The following is a 26348-nucleotide window of genomic DNA, read 5'->3' on the forward strand; positions in this document are numbered from 1 at the left end:
TCAGGCGTGCCCGTTGAAGGCGTCGCGCATCCGGGAGAAGAAGCCGCCCTGCTTGGTCAGCTCGGCGACCTCCTCGCCGCGGGTCTTGGCGAAGTCGCGCAGCATCCGCTCCTGGTCGGCGTCGAGCTTGGTCGGGGTACGCACGTCCAGGTGCACGTAGAGGTCACCCCGGCCGGTGCCGCGCAGGTGCGGTACGCCCCGGGCACGCAGCCGCAGCGTGCTGCCGGGCTGGGTGCCGGGCTTGACGTCGACCGTCTCCTCGCTGTCCAGCGTCTTGATGGTCAGCCGGGTGCCGAGCGCGGCGGCGGTCATCGGCACCGTGACCCGGCAGTGCAGGTCGTCGCCCTTGCGCGAGTAGACGTCGTGCGGCCGCTCGTGGATCTCGACGTAGAGGTCACCGGCGGTGCCGCCACCCGGGCCGACCTCGCCCTGCTGGGCCAGGCGGATCCGCATGCCGTCCTCGACCCCGGCCGGGATCTTGACGGTCAGCGAGCGGCGGGTGCGTACCCGGCCGTCACCGGCGCAGGTCGGGCAGGGGTGCGGGATGGTGGTGCCGTAGCCCTGGCAGACGGTGCACGGCCGGGCGGAGACCACCTGACCGAGGAAGGTCCGCTGCACCGACTGCACCTCGCCCCGGCCGCCGCACGCCTCGCAGGTGGCCAGGTGGGTGCCGGCGGCGGTGCCGGCGCCGGAGCAGGTGGTGCAGAGCACTGCGGTGTCGACGGTGATCGGCGCCTCGACGCCGAACGCGGTCTCGTTGAGGTCCAGTTCCAGGCGCAGGATCGCGTCCGCGCCGGGGCGGGTACGCGGACGCGGCCCTCGGCTGCCGCCCGCGGCGCCGCCGAAGAACGCGTCCATGATGTCCTGGAAGCCGACGAACGGACCGGCGCCGCCGGGACCGCCCGGGCCGCCCATGCCACCGCCGCCCGGGGCGAGCGGGTCGCCGCCCAGGTCGACGATCTGCCGCTTCCGGTCGTCCGAGAGGACCTCGTACGCGGCGTTGATGTCCTTGAACTTCTCCTGGGCCTCCGGGTCCGGATTGACGTCCGGGTGGAACTGCCGCGCCAGCTTGCGGTAGGCGCGCTTGATCTCGTCGTCGGAGGCGTCCCGGCTCACGCCGAGAATGCCGTAGTAGTCCCTGGCCACTGCGTTAGGTGTCCTCATGTTCGTCTCGCGTCGCTCCGGTCGTCGGCCGGAACCGGCCGTCGGCCCTGACTGGTCAGTTCTGGGCCAGCAGTTCGCCCACGTAGCGTGCCACGGCCCTCACCATGGCGATATTGCCGGGGTAGTCCATCCGGGTCGGCCCGAGCACGCCGAGTCCACCGACGATCGTGCTGCCCGGTCCGTAGCCGGTGCTGACCACCGAGGCGGCCCGCAGGTTGTCGAATTCGTTCTCGTCGCCGATGAGCACCCGGGTGGTGCTCGGCTCGGTCTCGCCGATCAGCTTGAGCAGCACGACCTCTTCTTCGAGCGCCTCCAGGATGGGGCGCAGCGAGCCCTGGAAGTCGAGCAGGCCGCCCCGGGTGAGGTTGGCCTGGCCGGCCAGCGCGAGGCGTTCCTCGTGCCGCTCCACCAGCGTCTCCAGCAGCACGGTGGACAGCGTGGTCATGGCCGGGCGCAGGTGCGGCGCCGACTCGTCGACGAGCGCCTGCACCAGCGGCGGCGTCTCGGCGAGCTGGCTGCCGACCAGCTTCTCGTTCACCAGCCGGCGCAGGTCGGTCACGTCGTCGGCGGGCACCGGGGCGGGCAGCTCGACCAGCCGCTGCTCGACCCGGCCGGTGTCGGCGATCATGACGACCATCAGCCGGGTGGTGGAGATCGGCACCAGCTCCAGGTGGCGCACCTTGGACCGGGCCAGGCTCGGGTACTGCACCACCGCCACCTGACGGGTGAGCTGGGCGAGCAGCCGGACCGTGCGGTGCACCACGTCGTCCAGGTCGACCGCGCCGACCAGGAAGCGCTCGATCGCCCGGCGCTCGGCCGGGCTGAGCGGCTTGACCCGGGACAGCCGGTCGACGAAGAGGCGGTAGCCGCGGTCGGTGGGTACCCGGCCGGCGCTGGTGTGCGGCTGCCGGATGTAGCCCTCCTCCTCCAGCACCGCCATGTCGTTGCGCACGGTGGCCGGGGAGACGCCGAGCTGGTGCCGCTCGACCAGGGCCTTGCTGCCGACCGGTTCCTGCGTGGCGACGTAGTCCTCGACGATCGCGCGCAGCACGGCGAGTTTGCGGTCGTCGAGACCCATTCCCCACCTCCTGACGCACCTCGGCCGGGCCGGCACGCGGCATCCGCCGGGCGGCTGGCACTCGACTGTAGCGAGTGCCAGTCTACGTCGGCACCCCCGCCGACGCGATGATCGCCTGACGGACCTGCGGTGCGGCCCACCACACAGCGCCGCCCACCAGGGCCGAACAGCCGGTCATCGTCGGTCTGTGTCGCTCTGGTGCGAGTTGACCGGTGCCCCTACCGTGGCGACCATGACAGAACCTCCTCGCCCTCCAGGGGCAGGGGACTCCGGCCCCCAGCCCGACCCGTCGGCGCCCTACGGCTCGTCGCCGGGCAGCGAACCGCCCACCGCTCCACTGTCCGGGGCGCCGGGCGCCGGCGGCTATCCCCCGCCCGGTGACTATCCGCCCCCGGGCGGCTACCCGCCCCCGGGCGGCGGCTACCCCCCGCCGGGTGGTTACCCCCCGCCGGGCGGCACGCCCGGCTACCCCGCCGGCGGCGGGTACGGTCCGGCCTCGTACGCCAACAACGACGAGAAGACGTGGGCCCTGGTGGCGCACTTCGGCGGTGCCGCCGGCGTCATCGTCGGTGGCGGTCTGCTCGGCTGGGTCGCCCCGCTGATCGCGATGATGACCCGCGGTCAGCAGTCCCCGACGGTCCGCGCCCACGCGGTCGCGGCGCTGAACTTCCAGATCACCTGGACCATCGCCAGCGTGCTCGCCTGGGTGATCACGGTCATCACCTGCGGGATCCTGTTCTTCGTCCCGATGCTGGTCTGGCTGGTGCCGCTGATCTTCGGGATCATCGGCGGGGTCAAGGCCAACGAGGGTGTGCTCTACCGCTACCCGATGACCTACAACTTCATCAAGTGACACCGCCGGCCGGCCGAGGGGGCGGCCGGCCGGTGCCGGTCACGGCAGCAGGTCGCGTACCACCGCGTCGGCCAGCAGCCGTCCGCGCAGCGTCAGCACCACAAGCCCTCGCGCGTACGCTCCGACGTCGAGCAGCCCGGCGTCCCGGGCCCGCTCGGCGCCCGCCCGGCCGGGTTCGTCCAGCACGTCCAGCGGCAGCCCGGAGGCGAGCCGCACCCGCAGCATCACGTCCTCCATGTGCTGCTCCTCGGGGCTGAGCCGCTCCCGGGCCAGCGCCGGCGAGGCACCCTCGGCCAGCCGCGCCGCGTACGCGCTCGGGTGCTTGACGTTCCACCAGCGCACGCCGCCGACGTGGCTGTGCGCCCCCGGGCCCAGGCCCCACCAGTCGGCGCCGGTCCAGTAGAGCAGGTTGTGCCGGCACCGAGCCGCCGCCGAGCGGGCCCAGTTCGACACCTCGTACCAGGAGAACCCGGCCTCGCCGAGCGCGGCCTCCGCGGCCAGGTAGCGGTCCGCCGCCACGTCGTCGGAGGGGTACGGCAGCTCGCCGCGCCGCATCCGCGCGGCCAGCCGGGTGCCGTCCTCCACGATCAGGGCGTACGCGCTGACGTGGTCCACGCCCGCGTCGACCACCTGGGCCAGCGAGGCGGCGAAGTCGTCGGCGGTCTCGCCCGGCGTGCCGTAGATCAGGTCCAGGTTCACGTGCTCGAATCCCGCGTCGCGCGCCTCCAGCGCGGCGGCGGTGGCCCGGCCCGCGCTGTGCCGCCGGTCCAGCACCGCCAGCACCCCCGGCGCGGCCGACTGCATGCCGAGCGAGATCCGGGTGTACCCGGCGGCCCGCAGCGTCTTGAGCGACTCCGGGCTCACCGACTCGGGATTGGCCTCGGTGGTCACCTCGGCGTCGGCGGCCAGCCCCCAGACGCGGTCGATGCCGTCGAGGATCCGGGCCAGGTCGTCGGCGGGCAGCAGGGTGGGCGTGCCACCGCCGACGAAGACGGTGTCGACCCGGGGCGGCGGCGAGTCGCCCAGCACCCGCGCGGCCAGCGCCAGCTCGGCCAGCACCGAGTCGGCGTACGTCTCCCGGCTCGCCCCGCCGCCCAGCTCCGAGGCGGTGTACGTGTTGAAGTCGCAGTAACCGCACCGGCTGGCGCAGAACGGCACGTGGACGTACACGCCGAAGCCGCGCGCGCCGACGGCGCGAGTGGCGGTGGCGGGCAGCGATCCGTCGCGCGGGACGGGTTCGCCTTCTGGAAGGACGCCGGGCATGGCCACTAGTGTGCCCGGCATGACCTCTCCGGACGCTCTCGTGCGAGTCGCCACGGCCCGTGGGGTGACCACCCTCACCCTGGACAGCCCGCACAATCGCAACGCGCTCTCCACGCCCCTGATGACCCAGCTGCTGGCCGGGCTGGCCGACGCGGTCGCCGACGACGCGGTACGCGCGATCGTGCTCGACCACACCGGCCCGGTCTTCTGCTCCGGCGCCGACCTGAAGGAGACCGCCGCCGCGTACGCCAGCGGCACGGTGCCCGCCGGGATGCTCGGTGACGTGCTGGTGGCGGTGCGGGAGTGCCCGAAGCCGGTGGTGGCGAAGGTCGCCGGGCCGGCCCGGGCCGGTGGGCTGGGCCTGATCGCCGCCGCCGACCTGGCGGTCTGCGCGCAGGAGGCGACCTTCGCGTTCACCGAGGTGCGGATCGGCGTGATCCCGGCGGTGATCTCGGCGACCGTGCTGCCCCGGCTGGGCCAGCGGGCCGCCGCCGAGCTGTACCTGACCGGCGACACGTTCGACGGCCGCCGCGCCGCCGAGATCGGCCTGGTCACCGCCGCGGTGCCGGCCGACGAGCTGGACGCCGCCGTCGGGCGCTACTGCGACTCGCTGGTGAAGGGCGCGCCGGGAGCGCTGGCCGGGGCGAAGGAGCTGCTGCGCCGGCCAGCCGGGACCGACCTGCGGGCCGAGATCGCCGAGTTGGCCGCGCTGTCGACCGGGTACTTCCTCTCCGACGAGGGACGCGAGGGCGTCATGGCGTTCCGGGAGAAGCGTCCCGCCGCCTGGGTGCCCGCCGGAGACTGAGGTGCGCGGCGGGCCCCGCGGGAGCCATTGCGGCCGAGGTGGGGCCCGCCGGTCGGCCGAGACGCGCCGGTGCGGGTGGGACGTACGCTTGTCGGACTGTCGGGACAGGGGGTGCGGGTGCGGACGCGAGCGGCGATCGTGGCATCTGGGGTGGCGGTGTGCGTGCTGGCACTGCTCGCGGTCTATGTCGTGACCAAGCAGTTCGGCGAGCACCTGCGGTTGCCGCTGGCCAGCCGGACCTGCACCGTGAAGGCGGACGGCGAGGTGGTGCTCGGCGCCGACCAGATGGCGAACGCGGCCACCATCGCGGCCATCGGCATGCAGCGCCGGATGCCCGAGCGGGCGGTGGTGGTGGCGCTGGCGACTGCGTACCAGGAGTCGCACCTGCGCAACATCGCCCACGGCGACCGCGACTCGCTCGGCCTGTTCCAGCAGCGCCCGAGCCAGGGCTGGGGCACCCCGGAGCAGGTCCAGGACCCGCGGTACGCGGCGAACAAGTTCTACGCCGCGCTGAAGAAGGTCAGGGGCTGGGAGCGGATGCGGGTCACCGACGCCGCCCAGCGGGTGCAGCGGTCGGCGTTCCCCGAGGCGTACGAGAAGTGGGCGGACGAGTCGGAGGTCCTCACCCGGGCGCTGCTCGGCCACGCGACAGGCGCGGTGGCCTGCACCGTCTCCTCGCCGCCGACGATGCGCGGCCCGGCCGCCGCCAGCGCCGTGCTGGAGAGCCTGTCGCTGGACTGGGGGCTGCCCCGGCTGCCCACGGCGACCGACCTGACCGCGCTCACCGTGCCGGCCGGCGACGACCGCAACGGCTGGCGGTACGCGCACTGGCTGGTCTCGCACGCCGACGACCACGGCGTGAAGAAGGTCCGCTTCGGCAACCTGGAGTGGACCGCCGAGCAGGGCTCCTGGGCCCGGGTGAAGGGCGACCCGGCCACCGAGGTGCGGGCCGAGGTGTTCGCCGCGGCCTGACCGGCCGGCCGGGTCAGCCCTTCACGGCTCCGGCGACCAGGCCGGAGACCATCCGGCGCTGCACCAGCAGGAAGAAGACGATCACCGGCAGGGTGAACAGCGTGGACGCCGCCATCACCGAGCCCCAGGCGGTGTCGTCCCGGCCGAAGAAGAACGTCATCGCCACCGGCAGCGTGTACTTCTGCTGGTCGTTGATGAAGGTCAACGCGAAGATCAGCTCGTTCCACGCGGTGATGAACGAGAAGATGCTGGTGGCGACCAGGCCGGGCGCGACGAGCGGGAACAGCACCTTGCGGAACGTCTGGGCCCGGCTGGCGCCGTCGATGGCGGCGGCCTCCTCCAGTTCCTTCGGCACCGCCGCGACGAAGCCGCGCAGCATCCAGACCGCGAACGGCAGCGAGAAGCCGAGGTACGTGAGGATCAGGCTGGGCAGCGTGTTGTAGAGGCCGAGCCGCTGGATCATCAGGAACAGCGGGATGACCAGCGCCTCCAGCGGGATCATCTGCACCACCAGCAGCATGATCAGGAACGTGGTGCGCAGCTTGAACCGGAACCGGGCCACAGCCGTCGCGGCGAGCAGCGCGACCAGCCCGCTCAGCAGCACCGTCGCCAGCGCGACGAGCGCGCTGTTGAGGAAGAAGTCGGCGAACGTGACGCCCGGGATCAGGTTGCCGGTGAGGATCTCCCGGTAGTGCTCCAGCGTCGGCTCCGCCGGCACCGGCCGGGGCGTGGACGAGAAGATCTCCCGGTTGGGCTTCAGCGAGGTCGCCACCATCCAGTAGACCGGGAACGCGGCGAAGAGCGCGACCAGCAGGCCCGCGCCGTTGAGGGCGATCTTCTTCATCATTCGTCCTCCTGCCGCAGCACCATGCGGACGTACAGGGCGGTCACCACGAGCAGGATCACGGTGAGGATGACCGCGATGGCCGAGCCGAGGCCGTACTTGGGCGGCGGCGAGAACGCCTCCGCGTACGAGTAGATCGACAGCATGAACGTGGACCGGTCCTGGGTGCCGCCGGCCAGCACGAACTGCTGGGTGAAGACCTTGAAGTCCCAGATCGTGGAGAGCACCACGAGGATGCCGAAGACCGGCCGCAGGACCGGGAACGTCACCGACCAGAAGACCTTCCACGGCCCGGCGCCGTCGACCCGGGCCGCCTCCTGCAACTCCGTCGGCACGCTCTTGAGCCCGGCCAGCACGCTCACCGCGATGAACGGGAACGAGTGCCAGACCACCACGAGCGTCAGGATGGCGAAGAACAGCAGCGGGTCGTTGAACCAGCCGTACCCGGTCCAGTCGCTGCGCCCGAACAGGGCCGTGGACAGCCCGTCCGGGAGCTTGTTGAACAGCCAGGTGACCAGGCCGCTCGTGTCGTCGAAGATCCACTTCCAGACGATCGTGCCGGTCAGCGCCGGGGTGGCCCAGGCGAGCATCACGCAGCTCGCCACGAACGTGGCCATCTTCTTGCCCAGGCGGTTGAGCAGCAGCCCGACCAGCGTGCCGAGGATCATCGTGAGCGCCACGTTGGCGAGCGCGAACAGCACCGTGTTGCGCAGCACCGTACGGAAGAACGGGTCACCGAGGATCTGCGCGTAGTTGGCCAGGCCGACCCACGGCCACTCGCGGTCGCCGCGCAGCTGCCGGACGCTGTCCAGCTTGTGGAAGGACATCCACACGACCTGGCCGAGCGGCCAGAGCAGCAGCACGGCGATGATCGCCAGGCAGGGCAGGAGGAGCAGGTACGGAAGGTGGTCCACCCGGCGACGGCGCCGCCGCGCGGGGGTCTCCCGCGCGGCGGCCTCGCCGGTGGCCTCGGTCAGCGTGGTCACTTGGCGTTGAGGATGCTTTCCATCTCGGTGGCCGCGTCGGCGGTGGCCTTCTCGACCGTCTTCTGGCCCTTGATGACCGAGCTGTTCATCGCCTGGGTCACCGTCTTGGTCCGGCTGACCTCGACCCACTTCGGGGTGAGCGGGGTCAGCTTGGTGTTCTGGATGGCGGTGGCGAACGCGGCCATCACCTTGTCGTTGGCGTAGTCGCCGCTGCTCACCAGGTCCTGGTAGACCGGGAAGAAGCCGAGGCTGCTGGCGAACTCCTTGTCCTTCTGCTTGCTCAGCAGCACGGTCATGTAGTCCCAGGCCAGCGCCTGCCGCTCGCTGTCCTTCCAGATGGCGATGTCGGAGCCGCCGGCGAACGCCGGGGCGGGCTTGCCGTCCGGGCCGGGGATCGGGAACGTGCCCCACACCTTCTCGATGTCGGGGTTGTCCTTCTTCATCGCGCCGCCCTGCCAGCTACCGGCGAACGCCATGGCGGCCTTGCCGGTGGCGAACTGGGTACGGGCGTCGACCTCGTTCCACCCGGCGGCGGCCGGCGGGGCGACCTTGTGCACTGTCACCAGGTCGGTCCAGAACTTGACCGCCTTCTGCGCCTCGGGGGTGTTGTAGCCGGACTTCCAGCTGTCGCCCTCCTTCGTCGCGATCTCCCCGCCGGCACCCCAGAGGAAGGAGTAGAACGGCAGCTCGGAGTTGCCGGGCAGGGCGATGCCGTAGGTGCCCGGCTTCTTGGCCTGCACGGCCTTCGCGGCGGCGACCATCTCGTCCCAGTTCGTCGGCGTCTTCACGCCCGCCTCGGCGAACCAGTCGGTGCGGTAGTAGACGGCGCGCACGCCGGCGTACCACGGCACGCCGTACTGCTTGCCGTCGAGCTGGGCGTTCTTGACCAGGTCGGGCAGGATGTCCTTGCCCTCGGACCAGCCGTTGAACTTGTCCGAGACGTCGGCCAGGGCCTCCTGCGCGGCCCAGCCCTGGGTCTCGGTGTTGCCCAGCTCGGTGACGTCCGGGCCCTCCCCGCCGGCGAGCGCGGCCTGGAACTTCTTCGGCGCCTCGAGCCAGGGGATGTACTGCACCACGACGTCGGTCTCGGGGTGCTTCTTCTTGAACTCCGCCTCGACGCTGTCGAGGAACGTGGTCTGGGCGTCGCCGCCCTCACCCATCATCCACACAGTGAGCTTGCTGTTGTCGGCGGCCTTGTCGTCGTCGCCGGAGCCACCGCACGCGGTCAGCACCAACGCGGCCGACGCCACGATGGCGGTGACCGGAGCCAGCCGCTTCCACCTGTTCACGCCATATCTCCCTCAGGGCCGTTTGGCACTAACCTTCTCCGCCGCACCTTAGTAGGAAAATTTCCTTTACAACAGGGGGTGTTCGTGACGGAGGGCACAGGCGACCGTATCGCAGCCGGAGGCCTGGCCGACATCGATGCCGTCCGGGCAGTTCAAGGGCCGCACACGCCGACGGGCGCCCGGCCGGTGAGGCCGGGCGCCCGTCGAGGCGCGTGGTGCGGGGTCAGTAGCGCGAGACGCCGCGGCGACGGCCGACACCGGCCACCAGGGCCACGCCGATCGCGGCGAAGAGCACCTGCAGCAGCAGCTCGCGCCAGTCGATACCGGCGGTCTCGGCGAAGCCGGAGGCCCGGGCCACGATCGTGCCCAGAAGCGCGGCGCCGACGCCGATCAGCATGTGCAGCCACATCGGCATGTTCTGCCGGCCCGGCACGACCAGCCGGCCCAGCGCGCCGACGATCAGACCAACGACCAGCGCCGTGATGATGCCCCAAACGGTGAGCTCCATGGTCGCCCTCCTCCTTAAGATCCGGTCACACGTTTTTGTGTGGTTACTGTCGTGATCGCTAAGTTCCCGGCCGCCCGGAAATCCAAACCGACTCCGATGACGAATTGTGCAGACGTACCCTGACCTGGTGCTTCTCCCCGAAACCCGGCGTGGCGGGCGGGCCCGGCACACCGACGGGGTTCAATGCGCCGAATACGCCGACGGGCGCCCGGCCGCGAGGCCGGGCGCCCGTCGAGGCGCGTGATGCGGGAATCAGTAACGCGAGACGCTGCGGCGACGGCCGACACCGGCCACCAGGGCCACGGCGATGGCGGCGAGCACGACCTGCACGGCCAGCTCGGCCCAGTCGATGCCGGCGGTCTGCGTGGCGATGCCGAGCGCGCGGGCCAGGACGGTGCCCAGCAGCGCCGCGCCGACACCAATCACCATGTGCAACCACATCGGCATGTTCTGCCGGCCCGGCACGACCAGCCGGCCCAGCGCGCCGACGATCAGACCCACGACGAGCGCGGTGATGATGCCCCAGACGGTGAACTCCACGGTCGGTCCTCCTAAAGCGATTTCGCACGTTCTGTGCGGTTGCTGTCGTGACCGCTAAGTGCCCGACGCATCGAAAACCGAAACCGGCGGCATCGACCGCGGCTCCCCAGGCCGGGACGAACCCGCAGGTGGGAGCGCTGCCAGCAGCTGGAAATTTCCTGGGTACGCGAACGGCCGGCGCCCCTGCGAGGGGACGCCGGCCGGTTCGTGGGCTCTGGCGGCTACTTCTTGCCGGCGGGCTTGCCGTCGCCGGAGTCGGACGACAGCGCCGCGATGAACGCCTCCTGGGGGACCTCCACCCGGCCCACCATCTTCATCCGCTTCTTGCCCTCCTTCTGCTTCTCCAGCAGCTTGCGCTTCCGGCTGATGTCACCGCCGTAGCACTTGGCGAGCACGTCCTTGCGGATCGCGCGGATGGTCTCCCGGGCGATCACCCGGCTGCCGATGGCCGCCTGGATCGGCACCTCGAACTGCTGGCGCGGGATCAGCGTGCGCAGCTTCGCCGCGATCGTCGTGCCGTACGTGTACGCCTTGTCCTTGTGCACGATCGCGCTGAACGCGTCGACCGGCTCACCGTGCAGCAGGATGTCGACCTTCACCAGGTCGGACGCCTGCTCGCCGGAGGGCTCGTAGTCCAGCGAGGCGTAACCCTTGGTGCGGCTCTTGAGCTGGTCGAAGAAGTCGAAGATGATCTCGGCCAGCGGCAGCGTGTAGCGCAGCTCCACCCGGTCGGCGGAGAGGTAGTCCATGCCGAGCAGGCTGCCCCGGCGGCCCTGGCACAGCTCCATCACCGCGCCGACGTAGTCGTTCGGGGTCAGCACCGTGGCCCGCACCGTCGGCTCGTACACCTCGGCGATCTTGCCGGTCGGGTACTCGCTCGGGTTGGTGACCACGATCTCCTCGCCGTCCTCCTGGATGGCCCGGTAGACCACGTTCGGCGCGGTGGAGATCAGGTCGAGGTTGAACTCCCGCTCCAGCCGCTCCCGGATGATCTCCAGGTGCAGCAGGCCGAGGAAGCCGCAGCGGAAACCGAAGCCCAGCGCGCCGGAGGTCTCCGGCTCGTAGACGAGCGCGGCGTCGTTGAGCTTGAGCTTGTCCAGCGCCTCGCGCAGGTTCGGGTAGTCCGAGCCGTCGATCGGGTAGAGCCCCGAGTAGACCATCGGCTTCGGGTCCTTGTAACCGCCGAGCGCCTCCTTGGCCGGGTTGCCGTTGATGGTGACCGTGTCACCGACCCGGGACTGGCGCACGTCCTTCACGCCGGTGATCAGGTAGCCCACCTCGCCGACGCCGAGCGCGTCGGCCTTCACCATCTCCGGCGAGATGACGCCGATCTCCAGCAGTTCGTGGACCGCGCCGGTGGACATCATCTTGATCCGGTCCCGGGCGGAGATCCGGCCGTCGATGACCCGGACGTACGTGACCACGCCCCGGTAGACGTCGTACACCGAGTCGAAGATCATCGCGCGGGCCGGCGACTCGGCCTCGCCCACCGGCGGCACGAACTGCCGGACGATCTCGTCCAGCAGGTAGGGCACGCCCTCGCCGGTCTTGCCGGAGACCCTGATGCAGTCCGCCGGGTCGCCGCCGATCAGGTGGGCCAGCTCCTCGGCGTACTTCTCCGGCTGCGCGGCGGGCAGGTCGATCTTGTTGAGCACCGGGATGATGTGCAGGTCGTTCTCGAGCGCCAGGTAGAGGTTGGCGAGCGTCTGCGCCTCGATGCCCTGCGCGGCGTCGACGAGCAGGATCGCGCCCTCGCAGGCGGCGAGCGAACGGGACACCTCGTAGGTGAAGTCCACGTGGCCCGGGGTGTCGATCATGTTGAGCACGGCTGTCTCGCCGGTCCGGTCGCCCTCGCGGATCGTCCACGGCATCCGCACGGCCTGGCTCTTGATGGTGATGCCGCGCTCGCGCTCGATGTCCATCCGGTCCAGGTACTGCGCGCGCATCTGCCGGGGGTCGACCACACCGGTGAGCTGCAACATCCGGTCGGCCAGGGTCGACTTCCCGTGGTCGATGTGGGCGATGATGCAGAAGTTCCGGATGCGCGCCGGGTCGGTGGCACCAGGAGCGTTCGCGCCGGGATCGAGCGTCGGTGGCACAGCGGTCCGTTCTGGTCGGCTGACGTGAGCGGGCCGGCGCGCCGCCGGCCCCCTCCATGGTCCCACGTCGCCCGGCGCGCGCCCGGGCTCCCCCTTCACTCCACCGCTATTCCACGGGTGGCTCGGCTATTCCACGGGTGGCTCGACGAAGAGAGCGGCCAGCCTCGGCAGGCGGCGGCGGGCCTCCTCCTCGTCGTCGAAGTCCCAGAAGTCGTTCAGGTCGGGCACCGGAACCGGGTCACGCTCGGCCGGCAGGTCGGACGCGGTGGCCTTCCGGTACGCGTCCCACGGCACCGCCAGCATCTGCTCGCACTCGAACTCCTCGCCGCTGAGCGCCGCGGCGCGGACCTGCGGCAGCTCGGCCAGCGCGTCCGGGTCGCCGACCGCCCGCGCGAACACCGCCCGCCCCTGCGTCATCAGCCAGCCCCGGAAGTACTCGAAGCCGTCGTCCGAGGCGCCGCCGTTGATCAGGTACGCCGCGCCCCACAGGTCGACCTTGTAGGAGGCGGCGAGCACCCGCCGCTGGTGGTGGGCGTAGCCGACGATCTCCTCCGGGTCGCGCTCGGCCAGCAGCGCGACCGCCCGGGCTGCGACCGCGTCGGGCTCTCCCCCGGCGCCGGCGCGGGCGTCGTCGATCAACTGCCAGAACTCGTCGGTCCTCATGGTGGGCAGTCTGGCAGAGCCCACCGACGCGCCGGTTCGCCGCGCGCCGCCGGTGCGGCAGCATGGTGCGGTGCGCCCGATCTCCCCACCGCCCGTCCCGTACGGGTCGACAGCCGTCCGGCCCGGCTGGGCCGACCTGCCGGCCGGGCTGCGCGACGCGCTGGCCGCCCGGATCGGCGGCCCACCGGCGGCGGTACGGGTGACGGGCGGCGGATTCACCAGCGGCTTCGCCGCCGTGCTGACCGGCCCCACCGGGGGGCGCGTGTTCGTCAAGGCGGCAGCGCTCGACGGGCAACGGCACCTGGTCGACTGGTACGCCCACGAGGCGGCGATTCTGGCCCGGCTCCCGGCCGGCCTGCCGGTGCCCCGGCCGCGCTGGGCGCTCACCGAGTCCGGCTGGTACGCGCTCGCGCTCGACGCGATCGACGGGCACACCCCCGCGCTGCCCTGGGCGCCGGCCGAGCTGGACGCCGCCCTCGCCACGTACGCCGAAGTCGCCGCCGCGCTCGCCGAGCCGCCCGCGGAGCTGGCCGCGCTCCGGCTCCCCCGCCTCGCGGACCTGGCCCGCGACGACATCCTCTGGTGGGGCGAGGTGGCCGCCGGCCGCGAGCCACTGCCCGAACCGGCGACCGGCGCCCCGCTGGCCGAGCTGGTCGCGCTGGAGTCGCGGCTGCCCGGGTACGCCGACGCGGTCCCCGGACTGGCCCACGGCGACCTGCGGGTGGACAACCTCCTGATCGACTCCGACGGGCGGGCCTGGCTGTGCGACTGGCCCTGGCTCTGCCACGGGCCGGGTTGGTTCGACCTGGCCGGGCTGCTGCTCACCGCGTACGCCAGCGGCCTGGACGCGGACGCCGCGTTCGCCGGTCACCCGACGACGGCGGGAGCGCCCGCCGACGCGCTGGACGTGACGCTCGCCGCACTGGCCGGGTACTTCCTGACCGGCGCCGCCGCCGGACCGTCGAACGCCTCCCCGCACCTGCGCGCCCACCAGCGGTGGAGCGGGGAGCAGGCGCTCGGCTGGCTGGCCGAGCGGCAGGGCTGGTCCTGGGCCCGCCCCACCCCTTCCCCTTGATCCACACCAGTTCGGCGAGGTGGCGGCATCCCACGGGCCCTGACCCCACCATCTCCCCGACGTGGCGCGCCGCCCGACCAGGCCGGGCGGAGGCGTTTTGGCTCGTCCGGGGCCGACCTGGTAGCCTGGCTTTTCGCGCGGCGATGACGCATGCTCGTCGTGCGCGAAAGCAGACCAACCCGAGCTATCAAGACGAGGCTGTCGCGTGGCGAACATCAAGTCCCAGATCAAGCGCAACCGGCAGAACGAGAAGCGCCGGCTGCGTAACAAGTCGGTCAAGTCGTCGCTGAAGACCGCCATCCGGAAGTTCCACGAGGCTGCCGAGGCGGGCGACACCGAGAAGGCCACCGTGCTCATGCGTGAGGCCACCCGCAAGCTGGACAAGGCTGCCAGCAAGGGTGTCATTCACTCGAACCAGGCGGCCAACCGGAAGTCGGCGATCGCCAAGCGCGTCGCCTCGTTCTCTGCCTGACCAGCGCTACAGATTCCACCGGAAGCCCCGGGGCCACGAGCCCACGGGGCTTCCGGCTGTCCGCACTCCCCCGAAGCGGCTCGCGTAGCGCTGCCCGCGCCGCGCATCGCGCCGTGCCGCGCGCGCGAAGATCTTGGACGATTTTGGCCCCTCTGGGGGCCATTTCGTACCAAGATCTGCGGGGTGATCCGGCCCCGACGGCGTCTTCGGCGGTCGGGCTCTCCGGCGGGAAGGCGCGGGGCGTCCGGAGGGCGCAGCACGGAGCGCCGGGAGGGTCCAGCGCGATGGGCGCTACTGCTCGTTCGGGTGGTCGAACGTCGCGCGTTGCGGGTGGTGGTAACGGACGCCCCGGGAGTCGGTGGTCGCGCCGCCCGGCCACGCGCGGGCGCTCGGCGGCGTCGCGGCCCGCGGCAGCGACCCGATGCTCGCCGCGCCGCCCGGCAGCGCGCGGGCGCTCGTGGGCACCCGGGCCCGGCCGACCACCGGCTCCATCTGGCGGCGGAAGCGGTCCCGCTCCTGCTCGGGCACCTGCGCCGCGGTGCGGACGACCATCTCGGCCACCACGTCGTTGAGCTTGACCATCGCCGCGACCGCGACCGGCAGCACGAGCACCGCCCACCAGCTCACCAGTTCGGCGAGCGCGAGCAGGACGGCCAGCGCCACCGCGCCCTCGAAGAACAGGAAGCAGAGCACCCCACCCGGGTTGACGAAGCGCAGTCCCAGCACCCGGGCGTAGAGCGGGCGGTACCGCTCCTCGTCCGTGGCCACCGTCGACCACGCTCGGGTCACCGGGCGCCGCCCTGCCGGGCCGCGGCCACCGAGAACACGGCCCGCTCCAGCGCGTACGCCCGGTCGTCGGCGCCGCCCTTGACCGCCGCGTTGCACTCGGCTGCCACCCGCATCGCCTCGACCAGGCCCTCGGGCGTCCAGCCCCGGGCGCGTACCTGGGCCTTCTCGATCTTCCAGGCCGGCATGCCGAGCGTCTTGGCCAGCTGGAACGCGCTGCCCCGGCCGGCGGCGGCGACCCGGGCCACGGTCCGTACGCCGTCGGCCAGCGCGTCGGCGATCGGCACCGGGTCGACGCCGACGTGCAGCGCCCACCGCAGCGCCTCCAGCGCGCCGGGTACGTCGCCGATCATCGTCGCGTCGGCGACGGTGAAGCCGGTGACCTCGGCCCGCCCCCGGTAGTACCGGGCGACGGTGTCCGCGCCGATCCGCCCGTCGGTGTCGGCGACCAGTTGCGAGCAGGCGGCGGCCAGCTCACGCATGTCGTTCCCAACGGCGGCGACCAGGGCGTCGGCCGCGTCGGGCGTGCACTTGCCGCCGATGCGGCGGATCTCGTCCCGCACGAAGGCGGCCCGCTCCCGGTCGCCCTTGAGCTTCACCGCCGGCACCACGGTGGCGCCCGCCGCCCGCAGGCCGTCGGCGAACGCCTTGCCCTTGGCCCCGCCCAGGTGCAGCACCACGAGCTGCACGTCCGGGTCGGGGTTCTTCGCGTACGCCAGCAGCGCGGTGGACAGGTCTTTACGGGCGTCCTGTCCGGAGCGGAGCACAAGCACCCGGCGACCGCCGAACAGCGACGGGCTGAGCATCTCGGCGATCTCGCCGACGGTGAGCGTGCCGGCCTGGTACTCCCGTACGTCCACGTCGGGGTCGACCTCGCGGGCCCGGGCGACGGCTTCGGTGACCGCTCGCGTGGCGAGCAGCTCCTCGTCGCCGAGGACGAGCACAATAGGAGGCAGATCGGCGGGGGTCACGTCGCCCATACTCGCACGCCCTCCGACCCGGCCGGGCCTGCTCATCGGGGACTGTGACGGCGCAGCCCGCACACAGCGCAAATCCAGACATTTGACTTGATTCCCCATCTACCGCAACAAGATCCCCCTGGTTCAGCGTGGCCGTCCCGACTCGGCGCCGCGCTTCACCACGGCGAGACCACCACCCGCCCGGACCGCCGCCACGTCCCCGTCGGTGTCGGTACGCAACACCCGCGCACCAGCCCGGGTCAGCCGGTCCAGCAGCCCGGCGTTGGGATGCCCGTAGTCGTTGTCGACGCCCACGCTCACCAGCGCCACCGCCGGACGTACCGTGGCCAGGAACTCCGGCGCCTGGTACGCGGACCCGTGGTGGGCGACCTTCAGCACGTCGGCCCGGATCGCGGCGGCCGGTGTGGTCTCCAGCATCGCCCGCTGCTCCTCCGTCTCGGCGTCACCGGTGAGCAGGATCCGTACCCCGCCCACGGTGGCGGCCAGCACCAGCGAGTTGTTGTTCGGATCCGACCGGCTTCCCCGCAGCGGGTACGGCGGCCCGACCGCGACCAGGTCCACCGCGCCCGCCGACCACCGCCAGCCCGCCTGCACCGGGGTCAGCGGCGCACCGGAACGGCGGGCCGCGTCGCGTACCCGGGCGGCACCGAAGGGTGGCTCGGACCAGGACGGGCCCACCACCGCGCCCACCCGCCGGCCCCGGAACACCCCGGCCACGCCGCCGACGTGGTCGACGTGGAAGTGGCTGACCACCAGCAACGGCACCTCGCGTACGCGAAGACGGCGCAGGCAGGCGTCCACGCCGGACGGCTCCGGGCCGGCGTCGACCACCACGGCCCGGCCGGCGGCGACCGGCAGCACCACCGCGTCCCCCTGCCCCACCGCGCACGCCACCACCACCCAGCCGCGCGGCGGCCAGCCCGAGGCGAGCAGCCGGATCGGCACCGCGCCGAGCACCACCGCCACCACGACGACAGCGATCAGCCGCCGCGCCCGGCGTCGCCGGAAGGCGAGCAGCAGGGCCACGCTCACCGCCGCCAGCAGCAGGGCCCCTGCCACCCCGCCCGCCCACGGCAGGTTCCCGGCCGGCAGGTCCGCCCCGTACGCGGCCACCGCCACCAGCCACCGCGCCGGCCAACTCGCCAGCCAGGCCAGGAACTCCGCGCCGCCCGGCCACACGGGAGACAGCACCGCCGCCAGCACGCCGAGCACGGTGGCCGGCGCGACGGCCGGCACCGCGAGCAGGTTCGCCGGCACCGCCACCAGGCTCACCGTCGCGGACAGCCCGGCGATCACCGGGCCGCAGGCCAGTTGCGCGGCGGCCGGCACCGCGAGCGCCTCGGCCAGCCCGGCCGGTACGCCCCGGCGCCGCAACGCGTCCCGCCATCCCGGCGCGAGCAGCAGCAGTCCCCCGGTGGCGCAGACCGACAACGCGAAACCCGGATCGCCCGCGAGGTCGGGGTCGTACAGGACCAGCCCGGTGACAGCGGCGGCGAGCGCGGGCAGCGCCGACCGGGACCGCCCGGCGGCGAGCGCGGCGAGCCCGATCGCGCCCATCGCTGCGGCACGCACCACGCTCGGCGAGGGCCGCACCAGGATGACGAACCCGACGAGCGCGAGGACGCAGAGCACGGCGGCGGTACGCGGACCAGCGCGCGCCCAGCGGGCCAGCAGCAGCACCGCTCCGACGACGATCGCCACGTTGGAGCCGGACACCGCGTTGAGATGCGTCATCCCGGTGGCCCGGAAGTCCTCCTCCACCTCCGGCAGCAGCCGGCTGGTGTCGCCCACCACCAGACCCGGCAGCAGCCCGCCCGGCGCATCGGGCAACGGCTCGCACGCCCGTTGCAGCCCGGCTCGCAGCACCCCTGCCGCTCGTTGCGGCCACGACGCGTCGCCGCGCAGCGTGGGCGGGTCGGCGGTGGAGAGCACTGCGGCGGTCAGGTCTCCGCCGCGCGGGGCGGCCAGCCTTCCCCGGCTGGTGACCCGCTGGCCGGGGAGCAGTGGACGCCAGGCCGGGTCGGTGGCGAGCACCAGCGCGCGTACCGGGCCGGTGACGCGGGCGCCGCCGGGTCCGGTGAGCCGGACCAGATCCACGCGGACCAGCAGCATCGGTTGCCGGCCGGGCGCGCCGCGTACCGGGCGGGGATCGTCGCGCAGCACCAGCTCGGCGGTGACCAGGGCACCGTCGGCGACGAGCGCGCGGATCGGGGCGGCGTCGCGGACCGCGACCCGCGCACCGGTGGCCGCCGCGCCGCAGAGCACACCGAGCAGTACGGCGACCGCGATCCAGCCGTAGCGGCGGGCCGTCGCGCTCGGCCGGCCCAGCACGCCGCCCAGGTGCAGGCCCGTGAGCAGAGCCAGCGCGGCGGCGACGGCGGCCACCCACACCGTCACCCGCACGGTGAGGTGCAGCCCGGCCAGCGCGGCGAGCCAGGCCGCCACCGCCAACCCGGCCAGCCGCAGATCGGGCACATCACGGCCGGCCGCGTCACCGTCGAGAGCCGCGGGACGCCCTCGGCCGCGCTCGCCGCCCGCCGCAGCGCCAGTCGGCCCGGTCGCGCGAGCACCGGCTCGTCCTGCGGCGCTCTCACCGGCGATGCCGGGGCGATCCATGCCCGGGCGCGGCCCTCGTCGGTGGCTCACACCGTCACCAGTTCCTTGAGCTGCTCGTACCGGGCGTCGCCGATGCCGTCGACCTGCCGCAGGTCGGACACGGACCGGAACCCGCCGTTGCGGTCCCGGTGGTCGAGGATCCGCTGGGCGAGCACCGGGCCGACTCCCGGCAGCGCGTCGAGCTGGGCCAGCGTGGCGGTGTTCAGGTTGACCGGTCCGGCGGGTGCCGCCGAGCCGCCCGGCGCACCACCACCGGCTGCCGGGCCTGGTGCGGCCTGCCCGGGTGGGGCGGTGACGCCGACCAGGATCAGCTCCCCGTCGGTGACCTTGCGGGCCGGGTTGAGCAGCGCCACGTCGACGCCGGGCAGCGCACCGCCCGCCGCCTCGATCGCGTCGGCCACCCGCGCGCCGGCCGGGAGGCGCACCAGGCCGGGACGCCGGACCTTGCCGGCGAGCGCGACGACCACCTGACCGGGTGAGCCCGCCGACACGGGCGCACCGGGAGCCGTGTCGGTCGCCGCGCTCACCGGCGCCGCGGAGGACGCCGCGACCGGCTGGACGGGCTCGGCGCTGGGACGCGCGCGCCACGCCCAGACGGCGGCCACCACGACCACCACTGCGGCCACCGCCGCGAGCGCGCGTACGCCCCGGCGGCCGGGATCGAACGCCCCGGGGCCGAGCAGCCGCGCCGCGAGCCCGCGCTCGGTTGCCGGAGCGTCGCCTATGCCGTCGGCGTCCGGATCGGCGGAGGCCGGCTCGGTCCCGAACGGATGCTTCCGCCCGCTGTCGTGCTCTGGGAATCCGGGGCGCAGGCCGGGAACCGGCTCGATCTCGTCCGTGGCAGGCCGGGGCCGAGCTCGGAGATCGGCCCAGGTGTCGCCGAGGACGGGCCCGGCGACGGCACCGGCCCCGAAGACCGCCCCGGCTTCCCCGAGACCGGACACGCTGCCGGACCCGGAGACGCGGCCGAGGCCGGACACGCTGCCGGGCCCGGACAGGGACAGCCCCGGCCGCCGCGAGGACCGCTCCGCTCTACCCGACTCGCCCAAGCTGTCGGCGGGGACCGGCGGAACAGCAGCGGCATCCGTGAACCCGAACAGCCGGGCGAGCCGCCGCCGTACCGTCGTCTCCTGGTCGTCTGGCACGGCTCGGGACGCTACGGCGACGACTCGACCCGCATCTGCTGGTGAGCCCTCGCCTGTGGACGGCACGGGCACTGTGGACAGCCACCCGATCAAGCCCCGACTCTGCTAGGTGGGCCCGGGTGAGGGATCGCCGGCAGCGGGCGTGGTCATGTCAGCGTGCCTCCGGGTCCAGGCCGAGCGCGTCCCGTCCCCCGTCGACCGGCACCGTCGCGCCGTTGACGAACGAGGCGCGGTCGGAGAGCAGGAACGCGACCACGTCGGCCACCTCGTCGGTACGCCCGATCCGGCCGAGCGGGTGCAGCCGGGCCATCTCCGCGTCGACGTGCTCCACCCCGGCCGGGTCGAGTCCGGCCAGGTAGGCGGCGTGCCGTTCGGTGTGGATGGAGCCGAGCGCGACCGCGTTGGTGCGGATCCCGCGGGGACCGTAGTCGACGGCGAGCGCCCGGGTCAGCCCCTCCAGCGCGGCCTTGGCGGTGGCGTACGGCAGGGCACCCGGCACCGCCCGGCGGGCCTGGTGGGACGAGACGTTGACGATCGCGCCGCCGGTGCGCGCGGCCAGGAACCGGCGTACGGCGGTGGCGGCCCCGGCCACGGCGGGGCGCAGGTTGAGCGCGATCAGGTCGACGACCTCGCTGGCGGGCGCGCGGTGCAGGTCGGCGTCGCGGAACACGGCGGCGTTGTTGACCCAGCCGGCCAGCGGCGCGTGCGCCTCGGCGCGGTCGGCGGCCCGGCCGGTGACCGCCTCGTCGCCGGCGTCCCCGGTGACGGCGTGCAGCCGGTCGGCGAGCGGATGGCGGGCCAGCCAGTCCAGCGCGCTGGTGTCCCGCTCGACCACGACCACTGTGCCGCCGTCTGCGGCGAGCCGTTCGACGACGGCCCGTCCGACGCCGCGCCCGCCGCCGGTGACGACGTACGACAGGGGGTTCATCCGGTCACCCTAGGGCGTGCGGCGGTGGACCACCACGCATGCCAGCCCGGGTCCGGCGTGGGCGGCGACGACGGCTCCGGCCTCGGTGACGTACGTGTCGTGCAGGCGGTCGCCCAGCCGCTCGGTCAGCGCCGTCAGCAACTGCTCGGCCCGTTGCGGCGCGGCGAGGTGGTGCACGGCGAGGTCCACAGGGGCGTCGCCTGCCGCCTCGACGGCGAGGTCGACCAGGCGTGCCACGCCCCGGCTGGCGGTACGGACCTTGTCCTTGACCACGATCGCGCCATCAGGCATGTGCATGATCGGCTTGACCGAGAGGGCGGTGCCGAGCAGTGCCTCGGCCGCGTTGATCCGGCCGCCCCGGCGCAGGAACTCCAGCGTGTCGACGTAGAAGTAGATGGTGGTCCGGGCGACCGCGTCCAGCGCCGCGTCGCGTACCCCGGTCAGGTCGTCGCCCCGCGCGGCGGCCGCGGCGGCGGCGAGCGCCGGGAAGCCGAGGCCCATGCCTGTGGATCGGCTGTCGACGACGGTGACGCGGTCGTCGCCGACCTCGGCGGCGGCGAGCCGGGCGGCCTCGACGGTGCCGGACAGCTCGGCGGACAGGTGCACCGACACCACGCCGTCGGCGCCCTCGGCGAGCAGCGTGCGGTAGACCTGCGCGAACTGTTCGGGCGCGGGTCGGGACGTGCTCACCGAGACCCGCCGGCCGCCGAGTGCGCGGGTGGCGTCGGCCGGGGAGGTCTCGACGCCCTCCAGCCCTTCCGCGCCGTTGAGCACGACGGTCAGCGGGACGACTGTGAGCCCGCGTGCGCGGACCAGGTCGGGGGGCAGGTAGGCGGTGGAGTCGGTGACGACCGCGACGGGCATGACCGGCACGCTAGCCGATGACGCTGTGACGTGCCGGGGCCGGAGGTGTCAGACGGCGTCGGTGAGCGCCGGCTGGGTGATCAGGCCGACGTTGTGGGCACGCAGGTGCCAGCCCCGCACGTCGTCGTGGCGCAGTTCGGTCCAGTGGCAGTTCGCCAGCGAGCCGAGGCTGCGCAGCACCGTGTGATCCCAGCCGAGCAGGTGCCCGACGCCCTGCCGGGCGCCGCCGCCGTGCGTGGTCACCACGACGGTGCCCCCGACGGCGAGGTCGGCCGCGTCCTGGAACCCGGCGCCGAGCCGGGCGCCCAGGTCACCCAGGGGCTCGATGCCGGCGCCGGGATCCGGATCGCCGGCCCGCCAGCGGGCGTACTCGTCGGGGAACCGCTCGGCCGCCTCGGTCAGGGTGAGGCCCTGCCACTGGCCGAAGTGCCGTTCGCGCAGCCGGGCGTCGGAGCGGACCGGCAGCCCGGTCAGCGCCGCGAGCGCGGCGGCGGTGTCGGCGGCCCGGCGCAGGTCGCTGGCGACGATCGCGTCCGGGCGAAGCGCGGCCAGCACCGGCGCGGCGGCGCGGGCCTGCTCCCGGCCGAGATCGTTGAGCGGCACGTCGGTCTGGCCCTGGACGCGGCTTCCGGCGTTCCAGTCGGTGTTGCCGTGCCGCCAGACGATCAGGCGGGTCATTCGGCGGTGGCGGTGCCGGCGGCCGAGTCGGCCAGGTCGCGATCGGTGAACGGGATCTGCGGGCAGTCCTTCCAGAGCCGGTCGAGGGCGTAGAACTCGCGCTCCTCGGTGTGCTGGACGTGGACCACGATGTCGACGTAGTCGAGCAGCACCCAGCGGCCGCCCCGCTCGCCCTCGCGGCGCACCGGCTTGGCCTTCTCCGGCAGCTCCAGCAGGCGCTCCTCGATGGCGTCGACGATGGCGAGCACCTGACGCTCGTTCGGAGCGGCGGCCAGCAGGAACGCGTCGGTGATCGCGAGCTGGTCGCCCACGTCGATGATGACGATGTCCTGTGCCTTCTTGTCGGCCGCGGCCTGGGCGGCGGCCATCGCCAGCTCGTGCGCGCGTTCGGAAACTGTCACCGTTCTCCTTCGATCAACCGTGCGACCCTCCAAGCGTCTCACACCCGACGGTGTGGCGACTTGTCAGTTCTGGTCGATTTCAGGCATGAACCGGGACACATAGGGGCGAATCACCGCTGGTAAAGACGCCGTTTCGCGATGTACTGCACCACACCGTCGGGCACCAGGTACCACACCGGCTCGCCCCGGGCGACCCGCGCGCGGCAGTCGGTCGAGGAGATCGCCATCGCGGGCACCTGCACCAGGCTCACCGAGTCGGCCGGCAGGTGCTTGTCGGTGAGTTCGAAACCGGGCCGGGTCACGCCGATGAAGTGGGCCAGTTCGAGCGCTTCGTCCAGGTCCTTCCAGGAGAGGATGCGCTCCAGGGCGTCCGCGCCGGTGATGAAGAACAGCTGGGCCTTCGGGCCGTACTCGGCGTGCAGGTCGCGCAGTGTGTCGACGGTGTAGGTGGGACCGCCCCGGTCGATGTCGACCCGGCTCACCTGGAAACGCGGGTTGGAGGCGGTGGCGATCACCGTCATGAGGTAGCGGTCCTCGGCCGGGGTGACCGCTTCCTCCGCCTTCTGCCACGGTTGCCCGGTCGGCACGAAGACGACCTCGTCCAGGCCGAACCGGTCGGCCACCTCGCTCGCCGCCACCAGGTGCCCGTGGTGGATCGGGTCGAACGTGCCGCCCATGATGCCGACCCGCCGGATGTCTTCCTCCACCCCGCGATCGTAGGCCGCGCGGCGGGCGGGCCCGGGCGGGGTCGGCCACGCCGGGCGGGTGGCCCCGCCCGGCGTGCCCCGATCAGGCCGACGCGGCGGCCACCGCCGTCCGGGCCACCAGCGCCCGGCGCATGTCGTCGTCCAGGTCGGTCACCCATCGCCGCAGGCCGGGCGTGAGGTCGTCGCGGGCCAGCAGCGCCGCGGCCATCTCCCGGGTGGGTTGCGACACGGCGTAGCGGGGGTACGCGGCCACGGTGACCGCGTCGGCCACCCACGCGGTACGCAGCCGCGCCGCCGCCGGCATGTCGGTGAAGTAGCGCTCCACGTACCCGGCGGTCAGCTCGGCCTGCTCGGGCTGCCAGAAGCCCTCGGCGGTCGCCTCGACCAGCCGGTTCGACAGCTCGGTGCTGCGCGTGACGATCTCCCACGCGGCCCGCTTCGCATCGGCGTCGGGCAGCGCGGCCCGGCACGCGGCGGCCTGCTCGGCGCCGGTGGCGCTGCGGTCCGCGTCGGCCTCGGCGTCGATCTCCGATGCTCCGGCCGCGCCGAGCACCACGAGCCGGCGCAGCACCGCCCAGCGCAGGTCGGCGTCGACCGCGAGCCCCGGCGGCACGTCCTTGCCGGCGAGCCAGCCGGTCAGCACGGCGGTGTCGGTGGTGGCGCCGATCAGACCCCGCGCCGCCGCCAGTTGCAGGGAGCCGCCCGCGGGCGCCGAGTCGAGCAGCGCCGCGCAGGCGGTCGCCACCCGCAGCAGCGCCGCGTCCCGGGCGAGCGGGTCGAGGTAGCGGTCGATCAGCCGGCGGCTGAGCAGCAGCACGTCCTCGACGATCGTCACCTCGGTCTCGGCGGGCAGCGCCGCCGCGATCAGCCCGGCGAGTGCGCCGGCGGGCCGCTCCCCGTCGGTGACCGCGTCCAGCGTCTCGGCCCAGAGCAGCGCCCGGGCCAGCGAATCGTCGAGCCCCGGCAGCAGCAGCGGCACCGCGTCCGCCGAGGCCGGGTCAAGCCGGATCTTGGCGAACGTCAGGTCACCGGCGTTCGGCAGCACGAGCCCGGTGGCGGGCCGCCCGACCAGCTCGGGCAGCGGCGTCCGGCCGCCGTCGGCGTCGGGGTCGAGGTCGACCTCGAACCGGTACGCCGGGCCGTCCGCCGTGTGGTGGGCGACGCCGATGCGGTGCGGCCGCAGCACCGGGTGGCTCGCCGGGGCGGTCTGCACGATCGCCACGTCGGTCCACCGCCCGTCGGCGTCCACAGCGGTGTCGACCCGCAGCGTGTTCACCTGCGCGCGGCGCAGCCAGCGCTCCGCCCAGCCGTCCAGGTCGCGGCCGCTCGCCGTACCCAGGGCGGCCAGCAGGTCGGCGAGCGTCGCGTTGCCGAAGCGGTGCGCGGCGAAGTGCGCGTTCAGCCCGGCCAGGAACGCCTCGTCACCGAGCCAGGCGACGAGCTGGCGCAGCACGCTGGCGCCCTTGGCGTACGAGATGCCGTCGAAGTTGAGCAGCGCCTGGGCGGCGTCGGCCACCTCCTCCGGCGCCACCGGGTGGGTGGAGGGACGCTGGTCGGCGGTGTAGCCCCAGGCCTTGCGGCGGCTGGCGAACGTGGTCCACGCCCGGTCGAACCGGGTCGCCTCGGCGGTCACCCGGGTGCCGAGGTATTCGGCGAAGGACTCGTTGAGCCAGAGGTCGTCCCACCAGCTCATGGTGACCAGGTCGCCGAACCACATGTGCGCCATCTCGTGGGCGATGGTGGTGGCACGCAGCTCCCGCTGGGTGTCGGTCACAGCGGAGCGGAAGACGTAGTCGTCGCGGATCGTGACCAGGCCCGGGTTCTCCATCGCGCCGGCGTTGAACTCGGGCACGAACGCCTGGTCGTACTTGCCGAACGGGTAGCGCTCGGCGAACAGCTCGTGGAAGCGGTCGAAACACTGCCGGGTGACGGTGAAGATCTCGTCGGCGTCGGCGTCCAGGTGGGCGGCGAGCGAACGCCGGCAGTAGAGGCCGAGCGGGATGCCGTCGTGCTCGGCGCGCAGCACGTGCCAGGGCCCGGCGATCAGCGAGACGAAGTAGATGGCCAGCGGCTCGGTGGTGGCGAACACCCAGCGGCCGGGTTCCGGTCGGTCGGCGAGCGGCCCGTTGGCGGCGACGGTCCACTCCGGCGGCGCGGTGACGGTCAGCGTCACCGGCGCCTTCAGGTCGGGCTGGTCGAACGCGGCGAAGATGCGCGGCCCGTCGTCCAGGAAGGACATCGCGTAGAGATAGGTCTCGCCGTCGGCCGGGTCGACGAAACGGTGCAGCCCCTCGCCGGTGTTGGAGTAGGCCATCTCCGCCTCGACGGTGAGCGTGTTGTCCTCGGCCAGGCCGGTCAGCGGCAGCCGGTCGCCGGCGAGCAGGGCCGGGTCGAGGTCACGGCCGTTGAGGCGGGCGGCGAGGAGTCGGCGCGGCTTGACGTCGACGAAGGTCTCGGCGCCGGGGGTGGCCCGGAACCGGATGGTGACGGCGGAGCGGAACCGCTCGGCGTCGCCGGTCAGGTCGAGGTCCACATCGTAGGACTCGACGGTGATCGACGCGCGGCGCGCGGTCGCCTCTGCACGGGTGAGGCTCGGCATCCGCTTATCCTGCCCGATGAGGTCCGCTCGGGC

Annotated in this window: 25 protein-coding genes; 5 read left to right on the forward strand and 20 right to left on the reverse strand. The window is 73.2% G+C overall.

What is annotated here, in order from left to right; translation table 11 throughout:
* Together dnaJ and hrcA are read right to left on the reverse strand one after the other, a co-directional pair.
* On the reverse strand, positions 1–1146 hold the full coding sequence (dnaJ, locus tag CLT75_RS17380) for a molecular chaperone DnaJ (protein WP_175438744.1): 1146 nt from the start codon (positions 1144–1146) through the stop codon (positions 1–3).
* Positions 1147–1219: 73 nt separating this feature from the next.
* A complete protein-coding gene (gene hrcA, locus CLT75_RS17385; RefSeq protein WP_135241584.1) occupies positions 1220–2242 on the reverse strand; it encodes a heat-inducible transcriptional repressor HrcA in 1023 nt (340 codons plus the stop codon).
* A 232-nt stretch (positions 2243–2474) separates the two neighbouring features.
* Between hrcA and CLT75_RS17390 the strand changes: the two genes are divergently transcribed.
* On the forward strand, positions 2475–3095 hold the full coding sequence (locus CLT75_RS17390; RefSeq protein WP_135241585.1) for a DUF4870 domain-containing protein: 621 nt from the start codon (positions 2475–2477) through the stop codon (positions 3093–3095).
* A 39-nt stretch (positions 3096–3134) separates the two neighbouring features.
* On the opposite strand, the gene hemW is transcribed toward CLT75_RS17390, so the two are convergent.
* Positions 3135–4358 (reverse strand): radical SAM family heme chaperone HemW, encoded by a 1224-nt coding sequence (hemW, locus tag CLT75_RS17395; protein WP_209310340.1) that lies wholly within the window; start codon positions 4356–4358, stop codon positions 3135–3137.
* A 19-nt stretch (positions 4359–4377) separates the two neighbouring features.
* Here hemW and CLT75_RS17400 point away from each other — a divergent pair, with 19 nt between their 5' ends.
* A complete protein-coding gene (locus CLT75_RS17400) occupies positions 4378–5163 on the forward strand; it encodes an enoyl-CoA hydratase-related protein (RefSeq protein ID WP_135241587.1) in 786 nt (261 codons plus the stop codon).
* A gap of 111 nt (positions 5164–5274) precedes the next feature.
* Positions 5275–6135, forward strand: coding sequence for a hypothetical protein (locus tag CLT75_RS17405; protein ID WP_209310341.1), 861 nt, complete (start codon positions 5275–5277; stop codon positions 6133–6135).
* Between the two features lie 13 nt (positions 6136–6148).
* On the opposite strand, the gene CLT75_RS17410 is transcribed toward CLT75_RS17405, so the two are convergent.
* The 7 genes from CLT75_RS17410 to CLT75_RS17440 form a co-directional block, all read right to left on the reverse strand.
* Positions 6149–6982 carry a carbohydrate ABC transporter permease gene (locus tag CLT75_RS17410; RefSeq protein ID WP_013287980.1) on the reverse strand — a complete coding sequence of 278 codons (834 nt, stop codon included), beginning with the start codon at positions 6980–6982 and terminating at the stop codon, positions 6149–6151.
* A complete protein-coding gene (locus CLT75_RS17415; protein ID WP_013287981.1) occupies positions 6979–7965 on the reverse strand; it encodes a carbohydrate ABC transporter permease in 987 nt (328 codons plus the stop codon). The genes CLT75_RS17410 and CLT75_RS17415 overlap by 4 nt, the downstream gene beginning before the upstream one ends.
* The gene (locus tag CLT75_RS17420) at positions 7962–9254 is read right to left on the reverse strand and encodes a sugar ABC transporter substrate-binding protein (RefSeq protein ID WP_135241589.1); all 1293 of its coding nucleotides are present in this window, start codon (positions 9252–9254) and stop codon (positions 7962–7964) included. The genes CLT75_RS17415 and CLT75_RS17420 overlap by 4 nt, the downstream gene beginning before the upstream one ends.
* Before the next feature lie 223 nt (positions 9255–9477).
* Positions 9478–9762, reverse strand: coding sequence for a GlsB/YeaQ/YmgE family stress response membrane protein (locus CLT75_RS17425; protein ID WP_107155698.1), 285 nt, complete (start codon positions 9760–9762; stop codon positions 9478–9480).
* Positions 9763–10014: 252 nt separating this feature from the next.
* Entirely contained in the window at positions 10015–10302 is a 288-nt protein-coding gene (locus CLT75_RS17430; RefSeq protein ID WP_013287984.1) for a GlsB/YeaQ/YmgE family stress response membrane protein, read from the reverse strand.
* A 221-nt stretch (positions 10303–10523) separates the two neighbouring features.
* Complete coding sequence (gene lepA, locus CLT75_RS17435; RefSeq protein ID WP_135241590.1) at positions 10524–12401, reverse strand: translation elongation factor 4; 1878 nt, start codon at positions 12399–12401, stop codon at positions 10524–10526.
* Positions 12402–12527: 126 nt separating this feature from the next.
* Entirely contained in the window at positions 12528–13064 is a 537-nt protein-coding gene (locus CLT75_RS17440; protein WP_135241591.1) for a DUF4240 domain-containing protein, read from the reverse strand.
* Here CLT75_RS17440 and CLT75_RS17445 point away from each other — a divergent pair.
* Together CLT75_RS17445 and rpsT are read left to right on the forward strand one after the other, a co-directional pair.
* Positions 13063–14139 (forward strand): phosphotransferase family protein, encoded by a 1077-nt coding sequence (locus CLT75_RS17445; protein ID WP_486485208.1) that lies wholly within the window; start codon positions 13063–13065, stop codon positions 14137–14139. The genes CLT75_RS17440 and CLT75_RS17445 overlap by 2 nt on opposite strands.
* 205 nt (positions 14140–14344) lie before the next feature.
* Positions 14345–14611, forward strand: coding sequence for a 30S ribosomal protein S20 (gene rpsT / locus CLT75_RS17450; protein ID WP_013287988.1), 267 nt, complete (start codon positions 14345–14347; stop codon positions 14609–14611).
* A 291-nt stretch (positions 14612–14902) separates the two neighbouring features.
* Here rpsT and CLT75_RS17455 read toward each other — a convergent pair whose 3' ends face one another.
* The 10 genes from CLT75_RS17455 to pepN form a co-directional block, all read right to left on the reverse strand.
* Positions 14903–15400, reverse strand: coding sequence for a hypothetical protein (locus CLT75_RS17455; RefSeq protein ID WP_135241592.1), 498 nt, complete (start codon positions 15398–15400; stop codon positions 14903–14905).
* Entirely contained in the window at positions 15397–16377 is a 981-nt protein-coding gene (holA, locus tag CLT75_RS17460) for a DNA polymerase III subunit delta (RefSeq protein ID WP_135241593.1), read from the reverse strand. The genes CLT75_RS17455 and holA overlap by 4 nt, the downstream gene beginning before the upstream one ends.
* Positions 16378–16500: 123 nt before the next feature.
* Entirely contained in the window at positions 16501–18852 is a 2352-nt protein-coding gene (locus CLT75_RS17465) for a ComEC/Rec2 family competence protein (protein ID WP_135241594.1), read from the reverse strand.
* A gap of 167 nt (positions 18853–19019) precedes the next feature.
* The gene (locus CLT75_RS17470) at positions 19020–19823 is read right to left on the reverse strand and encodes a ComEA family DNA-binding protein (RefSeq protein WP_209310465.1); all 804 of its coding nucleotides are present in this window, start codon (positions 19821–19823) and stop codon (positions 19020–19022) included.
* Positions 19824–20289: 466 nt separating this feature from the next.
* The gene (locus tag CLT75_RS17480; protein WP_135241596.1) at positions 20290–21066 is read right to left on the reverse strand and encodes an SDR family oxidoreductase; all 777 of its coding nucleotides are present in this window, start codon (positions 21064–21066) and stop codon (positions 20290–20292) included.
* 9 nt (positions 21067–21075) lie between these two features.
* On the reverse strand, positions 21076–21930 hold the full coding sequence (locus CLT75_RS17485) for a DegV family protein (RefSeq protein ID WP_135241597.1): 855 nt from the start codon (positions 21928–21930) through the stop codon (positions 21076–21078).
* Positions 21931–21978: 48 nt separating this feature from the next.
* Positions 21979–22608, reverse strand: a complete 630-nt coding sequence (locus CLT75_RS17490; RefSeq protein WP_135241598.1) for a histidine phosphatase family protein — start codon at positions 22606–22608, stop codon at positions 21979–21981.
* Positions 22605–23009: a ribosome silencing factor gene (gene rsfS / locus CLT75_RS17495; RefSeq protein ID WP_013287996.1), complete on the reverse strand. Its 405-nt coding sequence runs from the start codon at positions 23007–23009 to the stop codon at positions 22605–22607. The genes CLT75_RS17490 and rsfS overlap by 4 nt, the downstream gene beginning before the upstream one ends.
* Before the next feature lie 110 nt (positions 23010–23119).
* Positions 23120–23716: a nicotinate-nucleotide adenylyltransferase gene (nadD, locus tag CLT75_RS17500; RefSeq protein ID WP_013475510.1), complete on the reverse strand. Its 597-nt coding sequence runs from the start codon at positions 23714–23716 to the stop codon at positions 23120–23122.
* A gap of 82 nt (positions 23717–23798) precedes the next feature.
* The gene (gene pepN, locus CLT75_RS17505) at positions 23799–26315 is read right to left on the reverse strand and encodes an aminopeptidase N (RefSeq protein WP_135241599.1); all 2517 of its coding nucleotides are present in this window, start codon (positions 26313–26315) and stop codon (positions 23799–23801) included.
* Between the last annotated feature and the right edge of the window lie 33 nt (positions 26316–26348).

Source organism: Micromonospora sp. CNZ285 (assembly GCF_004637285.1).

What these genes read in the sequence shown, in the direction of transcription:
- CLT75_RS17390 (WP_135241585.1), top strand. Translation starts at nt 2,475, where the DNA reads ATGACAGAACCTCCTCGCCCTCCAGGGGCAGGGGACTCCGGCCCCCAG.
- CLT75_RS17480 (WP_135241596.1), bottom strand. Translation starts at nt 21,066, where the DNA reads ATGAACCCCCTGTCGTACGTCGTCACCGGCGGCGGGCGCGGCGTCGGA.
- hrcA (WP_135241584.1), bottom strand. Translation starts at nt 2,242, where the DNA reads ATGGGTCTCGACGACCGCAAACTCGCCGTGCTGCGCGCGATCGTCGAG.
- CLT75_RS17410 (WP_013287980.1), bottom strand. Translation starts at nt 6,982, where the DNA reads ATGATGAAGAAGATCGCCCTCAACGGCGCGGGCCTGCTGGTCGCGCTC.
- hemW (WP_209310340.1), bottom strand. Translation starts at nt 4,358, where the DNA reads ATGCCCGGCGTCCTTCCAGAAGGCGAACCCGTCCCGCGCGACGGATCG.
- CLT75_RS17400 (WP_135241587.1), top strand. Translation starts at nt 4,378, where the DNA reads ATGACCTCTCCGGACGCTCTCGTGCGAGTCGCCACGGCCCGTGGGGTG.
- CLT75_RS17485 (WP_135241597.1), bottom strand. Translation starts at nt 21,930, where the DNA reads ATGCCCGTCGCGGTCGTCACCGACTCCACCGCCTACCTGCCCCCCGAC.
- CLT75_RS17445 (WP_486485208.1), top strand. Translation starts at nt 13,063, where the DNA reads ATGGTGGGCAGTCTGGCAGAGCCCACCGACGCGCCGGTTCGCCGCGCG.
- CLT75_RS17490 (WP_135241598.1), bottom strand. Translation starts at nt 22,608, where the DNA reads ATGACCCGCCTGATCGTCTGGCGGCACGGCAACACCGACTGGAACGCC.
- pepN (WP_135241599.1), bottom strand. Translation starts at nt 26,315, where the DNA reads ATGCCGAGCCTCACCCGTGCAGAGGCGACCGCGCGCCGCGCGTCGATC.
- holA (WP_135241593.1), bottom strand. Translation starts at nt 16,377, where the DNA reads ATGGGCGACGTGACCCCCGCCGATCTGCCTCCTATTGTGCTCGTCCTC.
- CLT75_RS17440 (WP_135241591.1), bottom strand. Translation starts at nt 13,064, where the DNA reads ATGAGGACCGACGAGTTCTGGCAGTTGATCGACGACGCCCGCGCCGGC.
- CLT75_RS17425 (WP_107155698.1), bottom strand. Translation starts at nt 9,762, where the DNA reads ATGGAGCTCACCGTTTGGGGCATCATCACGGCGCTGGTCGTTGGTCTG.